This is a genomic window from Lactococcus sp. LG606, from assembly GCF_017309645.1.
Classification (GTDB): domain Bacteria; phylum Bacillota; class Bacilli; order Lactobacillales; family Streptococcaceae; genus Lactococcus; species Lactococcus petauri.
The window spans coordinates 1,670,064-1,687,628 of record NZ_CP071301.1; the positions used below are offsets into that span (position 1 = coordinate 1,670,064).

Here is a 17,565-nt window from a genome sequence, read left to right on the forward strand (position 1 = left end):
CCATAAGGCGTTTTTTTAGTCGTTGATTATCTTCACTTTTTCACCAAAAAATTCTTTGGCCTTACTTACAAGAACTTCTTCTTCTTCTGGCTCAGATTCCGTATCTTTTGTAACATGCTGCTCCCCTTTTTTAAGGCTTAAGACATACTCTTGACGTACAGCCTGCCAATCTTGCTCTGCTAAAGCAATAATCTCAGGCGAAAATCCCAATATTGATGACATTAAATTGCCAAAAGTTAATTGTAGGTTTTCATTTTCCGTAACACGCTTTGCTAAATTACCATGAGGAAAAGTAACTACCACAAAATTGCTTGAGGCTGCCACGGGGGCAGTATTATTGATTAAGGCACGGTCTGAAGGTTTGGTAAAGCTGGAAACAATCTCAGGCCATGCACCAAAAACTGCTTGACGAGCTTCGTTGGTCGCTTCCTTTAAAGCTTTAAAAACCAAATCTTGATTTACAGTGTACTTTTCGGTGACTGTTTTCGTTTTCACTTGCTGCTTAATTTGAACTTCTTGACTGACAGTGGATACCACCGTTTGGCTGCCCGTTTCTGCCACTTTAGCTTTTAGCTCTGCAACTTCTGCTTTTAAAGCCTGAAGCTCATGGTTCAAACTTTCCGGAACTTCCTTATCTTCCGCAGAAGAATAAGCACCTGCATCTACAAGACGCATCGTCATCACATCAGCAGCAATTTTACTCTGTGTTGTTTCTTTAATAATTTTCAGAGACTCAATCGCAATATTGATCCATTGGTAAAGACGAGGTCGTGGGATTTCATTATTTTCCCGCAAAAGCAAATCACGGAAATAAGTTAAGAGATCTTCCGTAAAACGTAACATATTTTTACCTTCAAGAAAGATTTTCTCCAAAGCATCAAGTGCAGTTGGTCCATCTGAAGCGATCAATGCTGCAACATAAGAGACAAGCGCTTCATTGGCAATGGAGCCTGTCACTAAAAGAGCATCCTTCTCTGCAAGCTTGCCATCAGAAAAACTTAAGGCCTGATCCAATAAACTCAAGGCATCACGCATTCCTCCCTCGGCAGATTTTGCAATGACATCAAGTGCCGCATCTTCAAACTCAATCTTCTCATCAGCTAAAACTTCTGCTAAGTGCTGACGAATATCATTTGTTGTGATAGCTTTAAAAGCAAATCTTTGCACACGACTAATAATTGTTGCCGGAATTTTTTGAAGCTCAGTTGTTGCTAAAACAAAGACAACATTATCTGTAGGCTCTTCCAAGGTTTTCAGTAAAGCGTTGAATGCTCCCGTTGAAAGCATATGAACCTCATCGATAATATAAACCTTATAAGTTGCGCGACTGGCTGCATAGGTTGATTTATCTCGAATCTCACGGATTTCGTCAACCCCATTATTCGAAGCAGCATCAAGTTCAATCACATCTTCAAGGCTGCCTTGGGTAATAGCTTGACAAATATCACAAGTGTTACAAGGCTCTCCCTCTTTCTGATTAGGGCAGTTAATTGCTTTGGCAAAAATTTTTGCCGCGGAAGTTTTTCCTGTCCCACGTGGACCACTAAAAAGATAAGCGTGGGAAATCTGCCCATTAACGATAGCATTCTTTAAGGTTGTGGCCACCACTTCTTGGCCAACCATCTCATCAAATCTTTGACTACGGTATTTTCTATATAAAGCTTGGTAAGCCATTTTTCATTCCTTCTAATAAAGGTCTGGCTCTGCGCCAAGACCGAGCTCTTCATTGATTCGGAAAAGAACATCACGCGCCAGTATGGACTGATCAATATCGGCAGCGTTATAATTTTTCATTGCCTTGTAAATAGCCCAAACGCGAGCGCGGATGACTGTTGCCTTATCGGCTTCAGCGGCGGAGAAAAATATCTTTCTTTGTTTCTCATCAAATATTTCCCATGCAATAGTCAAATCACAGGCTGGATCGCCAACTATGGAAGCTGTTGTTTCAGCCACTCCCGAAAATTTGTCGGCCATCTTCCACACGGTATCTAAGTTCAAATCCCCATGTAACACGACCGCGGGCTTAGTCCATGGATTTTTAGAAGCTTTATCCCAATACAAGCGCAGACCTTCTACAGGTGCAATTCTTTTCATTTGATCCAACAGTGTCAAAAATTCAGCTTCGATGACCGGCAACATTAAGGCTGGGCTTTCGGCTCCCGTTGCTTCTAATTGGTGCAACTGATACACAAAGTTACCCAAATCTTGAGCAAATGCTTTAGGTTGAGCCAAAGCATTAAAACCTACAGGCTTCACCTCACTGGTACCAAATTTATCTGCTATAAAGTTATTTACTGTTTCCTTCATTGTTTACCTCGCTCAAAAAAATTTCCAATCAGTCATATCTGACAAAATGTGGCAAAATTCTTCAAGATATTTTTGATCGACATCATCATAAAAGGAAGTTTCTGAAGCATCCAAATCTAAAACTCCTTTTAATTCGCCGTCTTTAATAATCGGTACTACAATTTCTGACAGTGCTCGGCTGTCACAAGAAATATAGTTTTTATGTTCTTTAACATTGTCAACAATCAATGTTTGGCGTTTTTCTGCGGCTTCACCACATACTCCAGCGCCTAACTTTATTTCGACACAAGAAACCCCACCTTGAAAAGGACCTAAAATAAGTTGTTCGCCGTTGTACAAATAAAACCCTGCAAAGACTTGATTAGGCAAGAAGTCATTAAGAAGAGCTGATGCGTTGGAGAGATTTGACAATGTATAGTTTTGTGTTGAAAGTAAACCTTTCAATTGTAGGTTAAGGAGTTCATATCCTTCAATTTTTTCGCTTTTATTCATCTTATAATTATAAACTTAACCCACAATAGAGTCAATACTTGCGGTTAAATTATCTCTTATTTTCTTTTTGAAATATCTTTGGCTTTCATTTTCTCTAACTCTTTATTTATCTTGCTTTTTCTTGACTCTTTTCCTCCTTCATACAGCATGATTAAGACAAAGAGTCCAACAAAGGGCATCACAATATCTTTAAAATTAAACCCGAGAGCACCTCTGTATAAGAAAACACCTACAGCGGCCAAGAAAGCAAGCGGAAGTATGGCACCCAAGTACTTATTTTCCCTATATCCCGCAAATGTCTGAAATGCGATAATGACTCCAATTATTGCTATATCCATTAAATGATTCATCTCAAATCTCCCTATGTTTTCTTATAATCTCTTTTGCACTGCTCAGACTCACTTTTTCATCAATAACCATTTGCATAATACTCACTTCAAAGGAATCCTTTTTAGTATCATTCAGAGCAATTTTCTCAATTAAACGGTCTACACGCAACCGCACTGTAGGATAACTCACCCCATAATACCTGGCCAACTCTTTCAAAGAACCCGATGCAAAAATAAATTGTTTGATAAATTCTTGTTCTTCATCTTCCAGATTAAAAAACCAATCCATAATTTCTCCAACCTTAATATTATTTATTAAAATTTAACATTATTAAAGTCGAAAGACAAACTTTTTCATTTTAATAAATGTAGATTGCTTTTTTTATTTAAAAATTGTCCTCCAGAAGCTTTTGTGTCATAATAAAAATATGACTTTAGAAAAAACCCGTAAAGAAATTGATGCACTAGACGATCAAATTATTGCGCTTTTAGAAAGACGCATGTCCTTGGTTGACGAGGTAATCACAGCTAAGGCAGAAGAAAATAAAAATGTCTACGATGCGGATCGAGAATACTTTATTCTCGAAAAGATAAAAAAAAGGACAGAGAAACTCCAATACGAGCCAGCTATCCACTCTATCTATAAAGAAATTATGAAACGTTCCCGAGAATATCAAGAAAAAAATCGCTTTAAATAGCGATTTTTCCTTTCATACTTGAACGTAATGCCATATATTCTAATTGTGGCAAGTCCAAGAGAACTACCTTGCTACTTTCGATTAAACCAGCCGAGAGTAAGGCATTCAAAAAGCCCTTAATTTCAGTTGTACCTAATTCAAGACATTCTACGAAAATGATATGTTGAGGAGCTTTTAGTTGACCAAGCAATACCTCAAAATCTTCTGGTTGAAGTGCAACTTCTGGGTCTTTGCGATTAACAACCGTCAAATCTTCATTCTCCGACAAGTATTTGGATGCAAAGTCCTCAAACAGGTCACCATCAGCAGCTGCTTCCTGCGGTCCAGATACTGCATAAGCTCCTCTCTCCAACATTGCAAGTTTTGCAACCTGTCCATAGTCTAATTTATCTATAATATTTTTTAAATTTTCTTTTATATCCATATGTATAGTTTAGTCTTTTTAGTATAAAAATTCAAAAAAAGCATCTTAAAGATGCTTATCTCTTTTAGTAAAGTTCCAAATAGTTATCGATTTCCCATTGACTTACAAACTGTGCATAGCTCGCCCATTCGATTTTTTTAGCTTCCACAAAGTTAACCAAAACATGCTCACCTAAGGCAGCTGTTACTACTTCATCTTCACGTAGTGCCTTCACAGCATTGTGTAAAGTCGACGGCAAGTCTGTAATACCATGTGCTTTACGTTCACTTTCGGTCATTACATAAATATTCGCTTCAACAGCTTCTGGTGCGGCGATTTTATTTTCAATCCCATCAAGACCAGAGGCAAGGAGAACAGCCATTGTCAAGTAAGGATTGGCTGATGGATCTACTGAACGAAGCTCGACACGTGTAGACATACCACGGGATGCTGGTACGCGAATTAGCGGTGAGCGGTTACGACCAGCCCAGGCAATGTAAACTGGTGCTTCATATCCGGGCACTAAACGTTTGTAGCTATTAACTGTTGGGTTAGTGATGGCTGTATAGTTATAAGCGTGCTTGAGCAAACCGCCAATAAAGTAGTTTGCAGCTTCCGAAAGTCCCATATCACCTGCTTCATCATAGAAAGCATTTTGCCCATCTTCTGTGAAGAGCGACATGTTGCAGTGCATACCAGATCCATTAATACCAAACTTAGGTTTGGCCATAAAGGTTGCGTGTAAACCATGTTTACGTGCGATTGTTTTTACCACAAGTTTAAAGATTTGAATATTGTCACAAGCTTTCAATGCATCGGCATACTTGAAGTCAATCTCGTGTTGCCCAACAGCTACTTCATGGTGGCTTGCTTCTACTTCAAAACCAAGGTCAGTAAGGACATTTACGATTTCGCGACGTGTATTTCCTGCCAAGTCGGTCGGTGCGAGATCAAAATATCCACCTTTATCGTTTACTTCCAGTGTTGGTTCTTGATTTTCATCAAGCTTGAAGAGGAAAAATTCAGGTTCTGGACCAAGATTGAATTTTTTAAAGCCTAATTTTTCCATATTTTTAAGATTACGTTTCAATACGCCACGTGGATCTCCTGGGAAAGGTTGTCCTTCTGCTGTATAAACATCACAGATAACGCCAGCTACTTTTCCGTACTCATCTCCCCAAGGGAAGATAATCCATGTGTCCCAATCTGGATAGAGGTACATATCTGATTCATTGATGCGGACAAAGCCTTCAATTGAACTGCCATCAAACATCATCTTGTTGTCAAAAAGTTTGTCTAACTGTTCATCAGTTGCTGGAACTTCTACGTTTTTAAGCGTTCCTAAAATATCGGTAAACATTAGACGTAGAAACTTAATATTTTTTTCTTTGACATCACGACGGATGTTTGCTGCTGTGATTCCCATAATACGGCTCCTTTTAAGAATAAACGATGCTTCAATTTCTTTGATGTAAGTTTTTCTTACATACGCGGCTGGTTAAAATGAGTTGATGTTGGATGTCCGAAGCGTCCTTGCTGTGCAAATTCACGTTCTAAAGCAAGATGTACTTCGCTGATAGAGAGATTTTTCATAGCTTTTTTCTGTCTTTGAGCATAGATACGCTTAATATCAGCGATATTATTGCCTTCCGACAGTAAATCAGCAATATCAAAAACAATCTCAATATCATTAAGAGAGTACATCCGCCGGTTACCTTCGTTACGCTCTGGAAAAAGTAAACCTTGTTCCTCATAATAGCGAATTTGTCTTGCACTCAATCCTGTTAGTTTCATAACAGTACCAATAGGTAGCACTGCTAGGGAGTGTCTCAATTCACGTTCTTTCACCCGTCATCTCCTCAACTTCAACTCTATGGCCATATTATAAACCTAGTTTTATCTCTTGTCAAAGGTTTATGTCATATCATATAACATCAATTGCCATTATTTTCTAAAATATTTAAACACCCCTCTTTTACTAAGCGATAAGTTTCCTCAAAATCTCCCGTGTACCAAGGATCTGGGACTGATTTATTCAAAAGCATTTTTATTTTATATTTTTGATCTGCAGGAGCCATTTTCTCTAAATTTTCTTTATTAGATTCATCCATTGCAATAATTTGATCAAAATATTGGAAATCTTCCCGTGAGATCTGTTGGCTCCCTTTGGTAGCATCAAATGGGATGCCATACGTAGTTAAAAGAGAACGTGTTCCTGGATGGATGGGATTCCCGTGTTCCCAGCTAGATGTGGCTCTACTTTCCACCTCGAAATTTTTCCCCTCTTTTTCAACTAAGTCCTTCATGACAAACTCAGCCATGGGACTTCGACAAATATTACCTAAGCAGACAAATACTATTTTTTCCATATCCTCATTATAGCACAGCTATGGGCATAAAAAATATCATATAATGGAAATTTACTTAAGTAAGACATATAAAAAATACTCCATACGGAGTATTTTTTATTTCTCTTGATAAGGGTAACCCAAATGTTCATAAGCTTTGGGTGTCGCTTTACGTCCTTGCTTAGTTCTCATGATAAACCCTTTTTGAATCAGATAAGGCTCATACATATCTTCAACAGTCTCTTGGTCTTCTGCTATATTAACCGCTAGCGTTCCTAAACCTACAGGACCTCCATTATACATTTCGATCATTGTGCGTAAGATTTTTTGGTCAATATAATCAAGTCCCGCATTATCCACATCTAAAATCTGAAGTGCTTTATCTGTGATTTCTTTATCTACGCGACCGTCACCCATAATTTGTGCAAAATCTCGAACGCGCTTCAGCAGGCGATTTGCGATACGTGGTGTGCCTCGGCTTCGCAATGCAATCTCAAGCGCTCCTTGATCCACAATCTCCACTTCAAATATATCCGCTGTCCGTTTGACAATTTCCTCCAAGTCACGTTCAGTGTAATATTCCATATGAGCTGAAATTCCAAAACGCGCACGCAGAGGATTGGAAAGCATCCCAGCTCGCGTTGTTGCCCCCACTAATGTAAAAGGCGGCAAATCCAAATGAACTGAGCGACTGCCATCGCCAGATCCGAGCATGATATCAATATAGAAGTCTTCCATGGCAGAGTAAAGAACCTCTTCTACTTGCATAGGCATACGGTGGATTTCATCAATAAAAAGGACATCTCCTGGCTCAAGTTCGTTTAAGATAGCGACCAAGTCACCTGGTTTTTCAATTGCTGGTCCCGATGTTTGTTTGATGTTCACCCCCAGCTCATTCGAAATAACAAAGGCCATGGTTGTTTTACCTAATCCGGGAGGGCCAAAAAGAAGCACGTGATCCAGTACTTCTTCACGTAGTCTTGCTGCTTTGATAAATATTTCAAGTTGTTCTTTAACCTTGTCTTGACCGATGTATTGATTGAAAAATTGAGGCCTTAAAGACTTCTCAACCATCATTTCATCTTCAAGTGGTGTTGGTGATAAGTTTTCGTTCATTGTTTTTATTATAACAAAAATCCGTATTGTACGGATTTTATTTCATCATTAATTTAAGGGCGGCTTTGATATACTCTTCACTGGTCAATCCAGATTCAACTTCAAGTTTCTTCTGAATTTTCTTAAGCTCGGTTGCTTTATAGCCTAGGGCTTGCAAAGCTTCAATCGCTTCAATAAGAGCTAGATTTTCATTTTTAGCCGTAGTTTTGACTATTTCAGCTGAAGTCGTAGCATCAAACTTACCAGCTAAATCCAGAACCATCTGCATCGCTGTCTTTTTACCGACACCTGGAAATTTCGTCAAATACTTGATATCGCTGTTGTCGATCGCATGAACAAGACCCACATTATCATCTGCAGCGATGATTGCTAAGGCAGATTTTGGTCCAATGCCTGATACACTAATCAAACGTAAAAACAAAGCTTTCTCTGCATCATCCATAAAGCCATATAAACTATGTGCATCTTCCCGAATCACTTGGTGCACATATATTTTAATCTCTTGGTTCATCATATGCGACCAAGCATAAGGATTTGCTACATTGATGAGATAGCCAATACTTGCGACATCAACAACGATATATGTTGGTGTAATTTTAGCTAACTTGCCTTGGAAGTATTCGTACATTAGTCCTCATCACCTTCTGTGTTAATAAAGTCTTGGATAATAAAACGTGGGCGTGCTTTAACTTCGAGGAAGATCTTACCAATATACTCACCAATAATCCCAAGAGCCAAGAGTTGAATTCCACCCAGACCAATAATAGCAACCATGATTGAGGCCCAACCAGTCGTTGGAAAGCCTCCGATGAAATGACGCGCTACAACATAAATTCCAGCTACAAAAGCAAGAAGGAACATAGTCAATCCAGTCCAGAAAATAAAGCGCATCGGTGTTGCTGAAGTTGAAGTAATACCATCAATCGCAAAACTCACCATCTTTTTGAGAGGGTACTTACTTTCCCCTGCAAAACGTTCCCCACGTTTATAGTAAACATTTGTTGATTTATATCCCACAAGAGGGACCATGCCACGTAAAAAGAGGTTTACTTCCTCATACTCAGCTAAACCATTTAAGGCGCGACTGCTCATCAGGCGAAAGTCTGCCGAATTGGGCACAGATTCACTGCCTAGTTTCTTCATCAAGCCATAAAAAGCCATAGCTGTACGGCGTTTAAATGCCGTATCTGTGTCACGATTATCACGTACGCCATAAACTACTTCGTAACCTTTTTCGTACTCTTCAAGCATCGCATCAATCGCATTGATATCGTCCTGTAAGTCCGCATCCATTGAAATAACGGCATCTGCTAAGTCTTTAACTTGCATCAAACCTGCCAAGAGCGCATTTTGATGCCCTCTGTTGCGTGAGAGATTGATACCACTAAACATCGGATTGGCCGCATGTTTTTCTTGAATTTTTTCCCAGGTACTGTCTCGCGAACCATCATTAACATAAACAACACGGCTTTTTTCATCAATCTTGCCAGCTTGCTTCAAAGCTGCATATTTCTCTTCAAGGCGGCGTGATGTTTCATCAAGTACCAATTCTTCGTTGTAACAAGGGACTACCATGTATAAAGTTGTCATTTTTCTTCTTTTCCTATTTTTAATTTATATTCTTCCAACTTGCGGCTTTGGAAAGATGTGTTTCTTGACGGCGTCGGAACATTTTTTCTAAGTCTCCGCCATTAAAATGGACAATTGTTGGACGTCCATGCGCACAAGAGTAAGGATTCTCACAAGTAGCAAGTTCTTTGACTAATGCCCGCGCTGATTCTACATCAAGCGGATGATTTGCCTTAATCGAACTCTTACATGCCACCATTGTTGCTAAATCATGTCGATATTTTTTGACTGAGAATTCTTTTGTCAAAAGGATTTCATCAATCATCTCATAAACTGTTTCTTCTAAGTCATTTTCTTGAAGCCAAGTGGGATGCTCACGGAGAATTAATTGATTTTCTCCATATTCTTCAAGGAACAATCCTGCTTCTTCCAAAATAGATTTTCGATCTAAAAACATCAAAAAATCATTCTTAGGTAGACTAAAAATGTAAGGGGCCAGTAAAATTTGTTGGTCCATGCTTACTTCACCAATTTTATCGCGCCAATATTCATATTTTATACGCTCTTGAGCGGCATGTTGATCAATAATATAAAGTCCATCTTGCGCTTGACAAAGCAGGTAAGTAGCATGCAGTTGTGCCAGATATTCCAAATCAGGAAAGGCCGTTTTTTCTTCTATTTTCTCTGAGCTTTCAGCCTGTTGTTTTTCTTCGACCACAGTTTCTTCGAAAATAGAAGGTGTACGGGCTTCATCTGGAGGAACAACCTTCTCCTGAGGCAAGCTATACTCCTCATGTACCTGAGTCTTATTCACAAAGAAATCCTGACTTACCTTATCATAATAAAGGTTTGTTGATTTGCTCTCACTTGTAACTTCTGGTTGTTCCTCTACTTTCGTCCGCCGTGAATTAAGGTTTTCCAATGCATCAGGAATTAAAGTTTGCTCTACAAAAACACTTTGAATAACTTCTGTAATCAAACGCATTAGTTCACGCTCTTTTGATAAGCGTACTTCTTGTTTTGTCGGGTGCACATTGACATCAGCTAATTGCGGATCAATCTCAATAGAAAGCACAACAATAGGAAAACGCCCCACCATCAAACGGTTACCGTATCCTTCAAGGATTGCACGGTTTAGCAAGAAATTTTTGATGAAGCGGCCATTTATCATCAAGGTAATGTAATTACGATTAGCGCGTGTTAGCTCAGGCAAACTCACGTATCCCGAAATCGTAAAATCTAAATCTTCCGCTTCTACTTTTAACATTTTTTTGGCAGTTGAAAGGCCGTAAACACTGGCGATAACCTGACGTAGATCATCATTTCCCGCCGTTTTCATCAATTCTCTGCCTTCATTGATCAGTGTGAAAGAAATCTCGGGATGAGCCATACTTTGACGATTAATGACATCCGTAATGTGGCTAAGTTCTGCTTGCAAGGAACGAATATATTTTAAGCGTGCCGGCGTATTGTAGAAAAGATTTTGTACAGTAACCTTGGTCCCTTCTCTTTGGGCAATTGCTTCTAATGTGTCCACTTTTCCACCATGACTAATCAAGCGTGTGCCTGACTCTTCATCTGTCACACTTGTCTCAATAGAAAATTCACTGACTGAAGCAATTGAAGGCATCGCTTCACCCCGAAATCCAAGAGTACGGATTTTAAACAAATCCGCTTTATTTTTGATTTTACTGGTTGCGTGCCGCTTCAAAGACTTAGCAACATCTTCTTTTTCAATCCCCGTTCCATTGTCAATCACTTCAATGAGTCGTAAGCCACTCTCTTGAATTTTCACAATGATACGCGTTGCACCGGCATCAATTGAGTTTTCTACTAATTCTTTTACAACGCTAGCAGGCCGTTCTACCACTTCACCAGCTGCTATCTGATTAGCAAGTGCTTCATCAAGTTCGATTATTTTTCCCACTTATTCAGACCTCCGCATCAAGCGACTGTTTCTCTTTTTCATAGTCAGTACTTATTATAGCATATTTTAAAGAGAGAAATTTGAAAGCTGAAGAGCTTCATGACAACAAAGAGAACCTCTCCTGAAATACACCGGAGAGGTCTCTCATATTATCACTTCATTAATCTATTTTAATACTGAAGCTGATCCATGTTACTGAATATAGCTGCGCCAAGAATCATAAAGAAAAGCAAGAGAAGTACGATAACTACTGCACCAATGATAAAGGCAACTAATCCGGCACGATTCCAACCGTCCATAACCTTACGAAACTCTTCTTCATCACGGTAGCGATTGTCTGGATTTTGTAGAGCCCAACGTTCTCCATTAATACCGAAAACAATAGCCCAAACAATACCAAAAATCCAGCCAAGCCAAGGAATACATACAAGTAAACTGAGCAAACCGAGATAAGAGCGATTAGCTACACCAAAGAAGACGGGCATAGCCATTGCACCCCAGTTCCATTTTGGAGTTATTCCTGATTTGACACGGTTGTCTGCCAAAAATGGCTCATCTGCATAATCAAATGGAGAAACTTGAGGTGCTTCAGTTTCTTCTTTTTCAGAAAGAATCTCGTCTTTGGATGCTACATCGGGAGCTGCAACCTCTTCTTCAGTTGTAGTTTCCACGATTTCCACAGGCTCCGAAACAGGCGAGACAGAGCCCTCTGTTTCTGATACTATAAGTGTTTCTTCCTGTTTACCTGCAGGAGTTACGCCAACACCATCTTCTTCCATAGTTTCAACTTCGGGGACTTCAGGTGTTTCTACGATTTTATCTTTATCTTCCGCCATACACTCTCCTTTTAACACTTCTATATTTATTCACTTTATTCTAACAATTTTACTATTAAAAACCAAATCTTACAGCCTGTCTTTGAGATCCCACAAAAAGTTCAAAGCTTCGCGTGCTGTCATATTATCGACATTCGTTTCTTTTAGCATCTCAATCAAATCTTGATGGTTATCTTCAAAAGTGAAGAGGCTCAATTGCTCTTTTTCAACTTCGGGTGCCTTACTCATCACAGGCTTATTCTCCAACTTTTGTAAAATAATATCGGCACGTTCGAGTAATTTTGTTGGCAGTCCTGCAATTTTAGCCACATGAATACCATAGGATTTGTCTGCTGGACCTTCCGTAATCTTATGCAGGAAAGTCACATCACCGCCTTTTTCTAAGGTGGCAACATGAACATTTTCTAACTCCTTAAGATTATCTGCCAACTCCGTCAACTCATGATAATGCGTCGCAAAGAGTGTTTTAGCATGAATATTATCATGAATATACTCAATAATCGACTGCGCCAAAGCCATTCCGTCATAGGTTGCAGTGCCTCGTCCAAGTTCATCAAAAATAATTAAAGAATGCGGCGTAGCATGTTGTATAGCATGATTGGCTTCCATCATTTCTACCATAAAGGTCGACTCTCCTGAGATTAGATTATCACTTGCACCAATACGTGTAAAAATCGCATCAAATATTGGAAGTTCAGCAACCTCAGCTGGTACGAAAGAACCTAGCTGTGCCATAATAACAATCATCGCAAATTGACGCATGTAAGTTGATTTACCAGACATATTTGGCCCAGTGATGAGTTGAATTGCGGTTTGGTCCGGTAACTTAATGTCATTGGGGACATATTCTTGTGCCCCAAGCACGCTCTCAACCACAGGATGACGCCCTTTTATAATGTTAACCTTACGTTCTGGAGTAAAAATTGGACGGATATACTGATATTTTTCGGCAACAGTCGCTAAGCTTTGCAAACAGTCGATACTGGCAATTGCTTTTGCTAATTTCTGCAGGCGCGAGATATATTGTTCAGTTTCTGTACGTACTTGCGCAAAAAGATCATATTCTAAAATACTTGATTTTTCACGTGCCTCAAGCATAATTTCTTCGATTTCAGCCAACTCTTTTGAGCCAAAACGCTCTGAATTTTTCAACGTTGCTTTACGATAAAAGTGGTCAGGAACACTACCAAGCTGACTCTGCGTAATATGGAAATAATAACCATCTTTGCGGTTAAAATCAATTCTTAATGTCGAGATTCCGGTGTTGGCTTTTTCTTTCGCTTCCAACTCTGCTATCCACGAGGTACCATTTGTTAAAGCTTCGCGATACTTGTCCAGCTGCTCATTATAACCTGACTTAATGACACCCCCTTCAGTGATGACACGTTGCGCCGATTCGTCAATTGCCTGACGTATCAAGGAGATAAGCTCTGGAATTTCATCCAGTTGAGAGATCAAGGGTTCCAAGGCTGGATTGTTCATGGTCAGTAAAACATTTTTAATGCCTGGGACATTAGATAAAGAATTTTCTAACTGTAAATAATCCACGGGAAGAACTTTACCGAAGGACACACGGGAAGCCAAGCGCTCAAGGTCGTAAACTCCCTTTAGAGCCTCAATCAAATCTGCCCGTTCAAAGAAATTGTCCACGAAAAGTTGTACAATATCCGCACGTTTATTGATTGCGCTGGCAGAAATCAACGGACGATCTACCCAGTTACGGAGTAAACGTGTGCCCATAGCTGTTTTGGTTTCATCAAGCAACCAATAGAGTGTCCCATGTTTTTTTCCTTCGCGTTTATTTGCGGTTAACTCTAGAGAAGATTTCGTTGCAAAGTCCATTTGCAGAAAGTCTTTTATTTCATAGTGTTCCACTTCCTGTAAGTGACTTAAATCCCGTAACTGAGTGCGATTAACATAGGCCAAGAGCTTTGAAGCCACTTGATTTTCCAAAGGCGCAAGAATGGAGGCAATATCTTCATACTCGTATTGCTCTGAAACCATCACGTTCAACTGTTTTTCAAAGACTTGCCTATCATCATCTGATAGCTCATAACCGACGACAATCTCACGTGCCTTTAGAGATGATATCTCACTGAGGGCTGCTGAAAAATCGGAGAACTGTGTTGCTTTAAATTCGCCTGTCGATAGATCCATATAAGCTAGGGAAAATGTTTCAGAAGCTTTATCCAGGGCCACTAAAAAGTTATTTTCCGTTGTTAAGCCCACATCAACAGCTGTTCCTGGTGTGATAACTTGAGTGACGGCACGTTTGACAATACCGACAGCTGTTTTAGGGTCTTCCATTTGCTCTGCCACGGCAACTTTATGGCCTAAATTCACAAGCTGCTCGATATATTGATCTGCTGAATGGTGAGGAACACCTGCCATTGGAATCGGATTTTCTGCATTCTTATTGCGCGAAGTCAGAGACAATTCTAAAATTTGGGCTGCATTCACCGCATCTTCATAAAAAAGCTCGTAAAAATCTCCCATACGAAAGAGCAAGAAAGCATCCGGATAATCAGCTTTGATATCAAGATATTGCTGCATTCCTGGTGAAATTTTTTCAGACATATAATTCTTCTTTCTTTTGAAAATTGTTTGCTTCTATTATAACATACAAAAAGCCAGCTTAAGCTTGTAGGTAAAAACAAAAAGGACACAAGGTCCTTCTCCTAGCGACCTAATGTCCTAAGGCTTCATTAACTTTACTTTCAATTTCACCTGTCACATGATTCAAAAGAGCATCAACAGGCTGCATTTTTAAAAGATAATCCTCAACTAAGGGATCGTTTTTTAAAGACTTGTGTATCTTTTGTGCTGCATTAGATGTTTCTTTAAAGGCCTGTATTTTACCTATTTTTTGATAGAGAACGGCTTCCTTCTGCAGCTCCTTCATTTTACTTTGTTGCTCAAACAGCTCTCTTTCTTCCTGTAAGGTATTTTCTGCTTTTTGAAAAGCCTTAACATAATCCAAATCAAGAATATGTGCAATCAATTTTTCTTTACTTGCATTATAAGGCATCTTCAATCTCCAAGGCTAAACTTTCTGCAGCCGCTTCATCCTTACAAATGAGCAGTAAAGTATCTGCACCAGCCAAAGTCCCTAAAATTTCTGGGCGTTGCTCATCATCAAAAGCATTCGCCAAAAGATCTGCCTCACCCAGATGCGTGTGTACAACTACATTAACACTGGCAACATCAACTTTAAGTACAAAGTTAGTCAGATATTGTTGCAGCAAAGATTGTGAAGGCGAGTTAAGCTCTGTCAAAAAAACATAAAAGCTCTTACCGTCTTCACGCTTTTTAATAATATGCAGCTCACGAATATCACGTGACAGACTCGCCTGCGTAATCTTTACCCCTCTAGATTCTAGGACACTTTGAAGCTCTTCCTGTGTCGCAATCTTATTTTCAGAGATAATTTGTTTAATTAAATTTAATCGTTCTTCTCTTTTCATAGTCTCATTATAGCATAAAAATACTCAACAAAATACAGGAATGAAGGTACATTTGTCATTATTTTAAATTATTATTTATACATATTTTAACTCTTAGGATAAAAATATATGCACCTATCCTCATAACACCAATGAATAAAGAGACCTCTTCCTTGCTTCAACCATTCCACTTTCTAATCAAAAGTGTATAAAAATACAAAATATATCTTTTATAATTTTTTCAGTCCGTAAATTCAACACATCACACAAAAAAACATATCTGAAAAAGAATGCTCCTTATCCTATAAGTTATTTGGCTCACTTCACTCATAAAGCTTAAAATTTAACACAATAAGCACTATACTTTTTTATTTCTATTATGGTATAATTATTCCATGAATGAAAAACTATTAGCAGCAAAATCTTTGTTCGCCGTACTCGATGGTGCGCTTGAACTCGAACAAATCGAAAATTTGCTTGAAAAACCAAAATCATCAGAAATGGGCGATATCGCATTTCCAGCTTTCAGTTTAGCCAAGACTTTGCGCAAAGCCCCACAAATCATCGCTGGTGAAATCGCTGAGAACATTGATGCTACTGGATTTGATAAAGTAGTTGCTACTGGTCCTTACGTGAATTTCTTCCTTGACAAAAAAGCTGTTGCCACAGCAGTTATCAACGAAGTTATCACTGAAAAAGAAGACTATGGCGACCAAAATATCGGTCATGGTGCTAATGTTCCTATTGACATGTCGGCTCCAAATATTGCCAAGCCTTTTTCTATTGGTCATTTGCGCTCAACTGTTATCGGAGACTCGCTTTCAAAAATTTATGAAAAGATTGGTTACAATACAATCAAAATCAATCACTTGGGAGATTGGGGCAAACAGTTTGGTCTCTTGATCACTGCTTATAAAAAATACGGTGATGAAGCGACAATTACTGCCAATCCAATCGATGAGTTATTGAAGCTTTATGTACAAATCAATGCCGAAGCTAAAGAAGATCCCGCGGTAGACGAAGAAGGTCGCGCTTGGTTCCTTAAAATGGAACAAGGTGACGAGGAAGCCCTTCGCATCTGGAAATGGTTCTCTGATGTCAGCTTGATTGAATTTAACCGTATTTACGGTAAATTAGGCATTGAGTTTGATCACTTTACAGGTGAATCTTTCTACTCTGATAAGATGGATGCCGTTGTTGAAGACCTAGAATCTAAAGGCTTAATGCACGAATCTAAAGGTGCGATGGTTGTAGACCTCGAAAAATACAACCTCAACCCAGCCTTGATTAAAAAAACTGACGGTGCAACATTATACATTACACGTGACTTAGCAACAGCAATGTACCGTAAAGCAACTTTTGATTTTGTAAAATCACTTTATGTTGTTGGTGGCGAGCAACAAAACCACTTCAAACAATTAAAGGCAGTACTCAAGGAAGCCGGTTATGACTGGTCAGACAACATGACACACGTGTCCTTCGGTATGGTAACGCAAGGCGGGAAAAAATTCTCAACACGTAAAGGTCACGTTGTTAAGTTAGAAACAACACTTGACGAAGCGGTAGAACGTGCTCTGAAGCAAATCAACGATAAAAATCCTGACTTGCCAAACAAAGAGCGTGTTGCACAACAAGTTGGGGTTGGTGCCGTGAAGTTCTACGACTTAAAAACCGACCGTAACAATGGTTATGACTTCAACCTTGAAGAGATGGTTTCATTTGAAGGTGAGACTGGCCCTTACGTACAATATGCGTATGCACGTATCCGTTCAATCTTACGTAAAGCAAACTATGTACCGCAACCAGTCAATGTTGAAGAAACACCAGCTGAAGCTTGGGAAATTGTGAAGCTACTCCAAGACTTTGGTAACATTGTTAAACGTGCTGCAGATAAGTATGAACCTTCTATCATTGCGAAATACTCAATTTCCTTAGCACAAGCTTTTAACAAATATTATGCACATGTACGTATCCTTGAGGACAACGAAGGGCTTCAAGCACGTTTAGCACTTGCTAATGCAACTTCTCTTGTCTTAAAAGAAGCATTGCGTCTGCTTGGTGTGGAAGCACCAGAGGAAATGTAAGTTTTCAAATAAA

19 protein-coding genes are annotated in these 17,565 nt (G+C 39.2%); 2 read left to right on the forward strand and 17 right to left on the reverse strand.

Features of this window, described 5'->3' with window-relative positions:
• Nucleotides 1-15: 15 nt before the first annotated feature.
• From dnaX to J0J35_RS08245, 5 genes are read right to left on the reverse strand one after another with little or no spacing between them, the layout of a single operon-like run.
• Nucleotides 16-1,674: a DNA polymerase III subunit gamma/tau gene (gene dnaX, locus J0J35_RS08225; protein ID WP_019291957.1), complete on the reverse strand. Its 1,659-nt coding sequence runs from the start codon at nt 1,672-1,674 to the stop codon at nt 16-18.
• Between the two features lie 12 nt (nt 1,675-1,686).
• Nucleotides 1,687-2,307, reverse strand: coding sequence for a hypothetical protein (locus J0J35_RS08230; RefSeq protein WP_003133126.1), 621 nt, complete (start codon nt 2,305-2,307; stop codon nt 1,687-1,689).
• A 12-nt stretch (nt 2,308-2,319) separates the two neighbouring features.
• Nucleotides 2,320-2,799 (reverse strand): GAF domain-containing protein, encoded by a 480-nt coding sequence (locus tag J0J35_RS08235; protein WP_003133125.1) that lies wholly within the window; start codon nt 2,797-2,799, stop codon nt 2,320-2,322.
• 56 nt (nt 2,800-2,855) lie between these two features.
• A complete protein-coding gene (locus tag J0J35_RS08240; protein WP_165717207.1) occupies nt 2,856-3,149 on the reverse strand; it encodes a hypothetical protein in 294 nt (97 codons plus the stop codon).
• 1 nt (nt 3,150) lies between these two features.
• Nucleotides 3,151-3,417 (reverse strand): DUF2089 family protein, encoded by a 267-nt coding sequence (locus J0J35_RS08245; RefSeq protein WP_019291959.1) that lies wholly within the window; start codon nt 3,415-3,417, stop codon nt 3,151-3,153.
• 139 nt (nt 3,418-3,556) lie between these two features.
• Between J0J35_RS08245 and J0J35_RS08250 the strand changes: the two genes are divergently transcribed.
• Nucleotides 3,557-3,826: a chorismate mutase gene (locus J0J35_RS08250; RefSeq protein ID WP_019293319.1), complete on the forward strand. Its 270-nt coding sequence runs from the start codon at nt 3,557-3,559 to the stop codon at nt 3,824-3,826.
• Here the strand turns inward: J0J35_RS08250 and J0J35_RS08255 are convergent.
• From J0J35_RS08255 to argR, 12 genes are all read right to left on the reverse strand, one after another.
• Nucleotides 3,819-4,250: a hypothetical protein gene (locus J0J35_RS08255; RefSeq protein WP_019293320.1), complete on the reverse strand. Its 432-nt coding sequence runs from the start codon at nt 4,248-4,250 to the stop codon at nt 3,819-3,821. The two genes, J0J35_RS08250 and J0J35_RS08255, sit on opposite strands and share 8 nt — an antisense overlap.
• A gap of 64 nt (nt 4,251-4,314) precedes the next feature.
• The gene (gene glnA / locus J0J35_RS08260; RefSeq protein WP_019291962.1) at nt 4,315-5,655 is read right to left on the reverse strand and encodes a type I glutamate--ammonia ligase; all 1,341 of its coding nucleotides are present in this window, start codon (nt 5,653-5,655) and stop codon (nt 4,315-4,317) included.
• A gap of 56 nt (nt 5,656-5,711) precedes the next feature.
• Nucleotides 5,712-6,077, reverse strand: coding sequence for a MerR family transcriptional regulator (locus J0J35_RS08265; RefSeq protein WP_003133119.1), 366 nt, complete (start codon nt 6,075-6,077; stop codon nt 5,712-5,714).
• A gap of 86 nt (nt 6,078-6,163) precedes the next feature.
• Complete coding sequence (locus J0J35_RS08270; RefSeq protein ID WP_206916618.1) at nt 6,164-6,598, reverse strand: low molecular weight protein-tyrosine-phosphatase; 435 nt, start codon at nt 6,596-6,598, stop codon at nt 6,164-6,166.
• A gap of 96 nt (nt 6,599-6,694) precedes the next feature.
• Nucleotides 6,695-7,693, reverse strand: coding sequence for a Holliday junction branch migration DNA helicase RuvB (gene ruvB / locus J0J35_RS08275; protein WP_019291964.1), 999 nt, complete (start codon nt 7,691-7,693; stop codon nt 6,695-6,697).
• 37 nt (nt 7,694-7,730) lie between these two features.
• Nucleotides 7,731-8,321 (reverse strand): Holliday junction branch migration protein RuvA, encoded by a 591-nt coding sequence (gene ruvA / locus J0J35_RS08280; RefSeq protein ID WP_206916620.1) that lies wholly within the window; start codon nt 8,319-8,321, stop codon nt 7,731-7,733.
• Nucleotides 8,321-9,283 carry a glycosyltransferase gene (locus J0J35_RS08285; RefSeq protein WP_019291966.1) on the reverse strand — a complete coding sequence of 321 codons (963 nt, stop codon included), beginning with the start codon at nt 9,281-9,283 and terminating at the stop codon, nt 8,321-8,323. The genes ruvA and J0J35_RS08285 overlap by 1 nt, the downstream gene beginning before the upstream one ends.
• A 19-nt stretch (nt 9,284-9,302) precedes the next feature.
• The gene (gene mutL, locus J0J35_RS08290; protein WP_206916622.1) at nt 9,303-11,189 is read right to left on the reverse strand and encodes a DNA mismatch repair endonuclease MutL; all 1,887 of its coding nucleotides are present in this window, start codon (nt 11,187-11,189) and stop codon (nt 9,303-9,305) included.
• Between the two features lie 170 nt (nt 11,190-11,359).
• The gene (locus J0J35_RS08295) at nt 11,360-12,025 is read right to left on the reverse strand and encodes a hypothetical protein (RefSeq protein ID WP_019335751.1); all 666 of its coding nucleotides are present in this window, start codon (nt 12,023-12,025) and stop codon (nt 11,360-11,362) included.
• A 69-nt stretch (nt 12,026-12,094) separates the two neighbouring features.
• Nucleotides 12,095-14,602, reverse strand: a complete 2,508-nt coding sequence (gene mutS, locus J0J35_RS08300; RefSeq protein ID WP_206916624.1) for a DNA mismatch repair protein MutS — start codon at nt 14,600-14,602, stop codon at nt 12,095-12,097.
• A 109-nt stretch (nt 14,603-14,711) separates the two neighbouring features.
• The gene (locus J0J35_RS08305) at nt 14,712-15,053 is read right to left on the reverse strand and encodes a YlbF family regulator (RefSeq protein WP_019291970.1); all 342 of its coding nucleotides are present in this window, start codon (nt 15,051-15,053) and stop codon (nt 14,712-14,714) included.
• On the reverse strand, nt 15,043-15,489 hold the full coding sequence (gene argR, locus J0J35_RS08310) for an arginine repressor (RefSeq protein ID WP_019291971.1): 447 nt from the start codon (nt 15,487-15,489) through the stop codon (nt 15,043-15,045). The genes J0J35_RS08305 and argR overlap by 11 nt, the downstream gene beginning before the upstream one ends.
• Before the next feature lie 374 nt (nt 15,490-15,863).
• Between argR and argS the strand changes: the two genes are divergently transcribed.
• A complete protein-coding gene (argS, locus tag J0J35_RS08315) occupies nt 15,864-17,552 on the forward strand; it encodes an arginine--tRNA ligase (RefSeq protein WP_019291972.1) in 1,689 nt (562 codons plus the stop codon).
• Nucleotides 17,553-17,565: the final 13 nt, after the last annotated feature.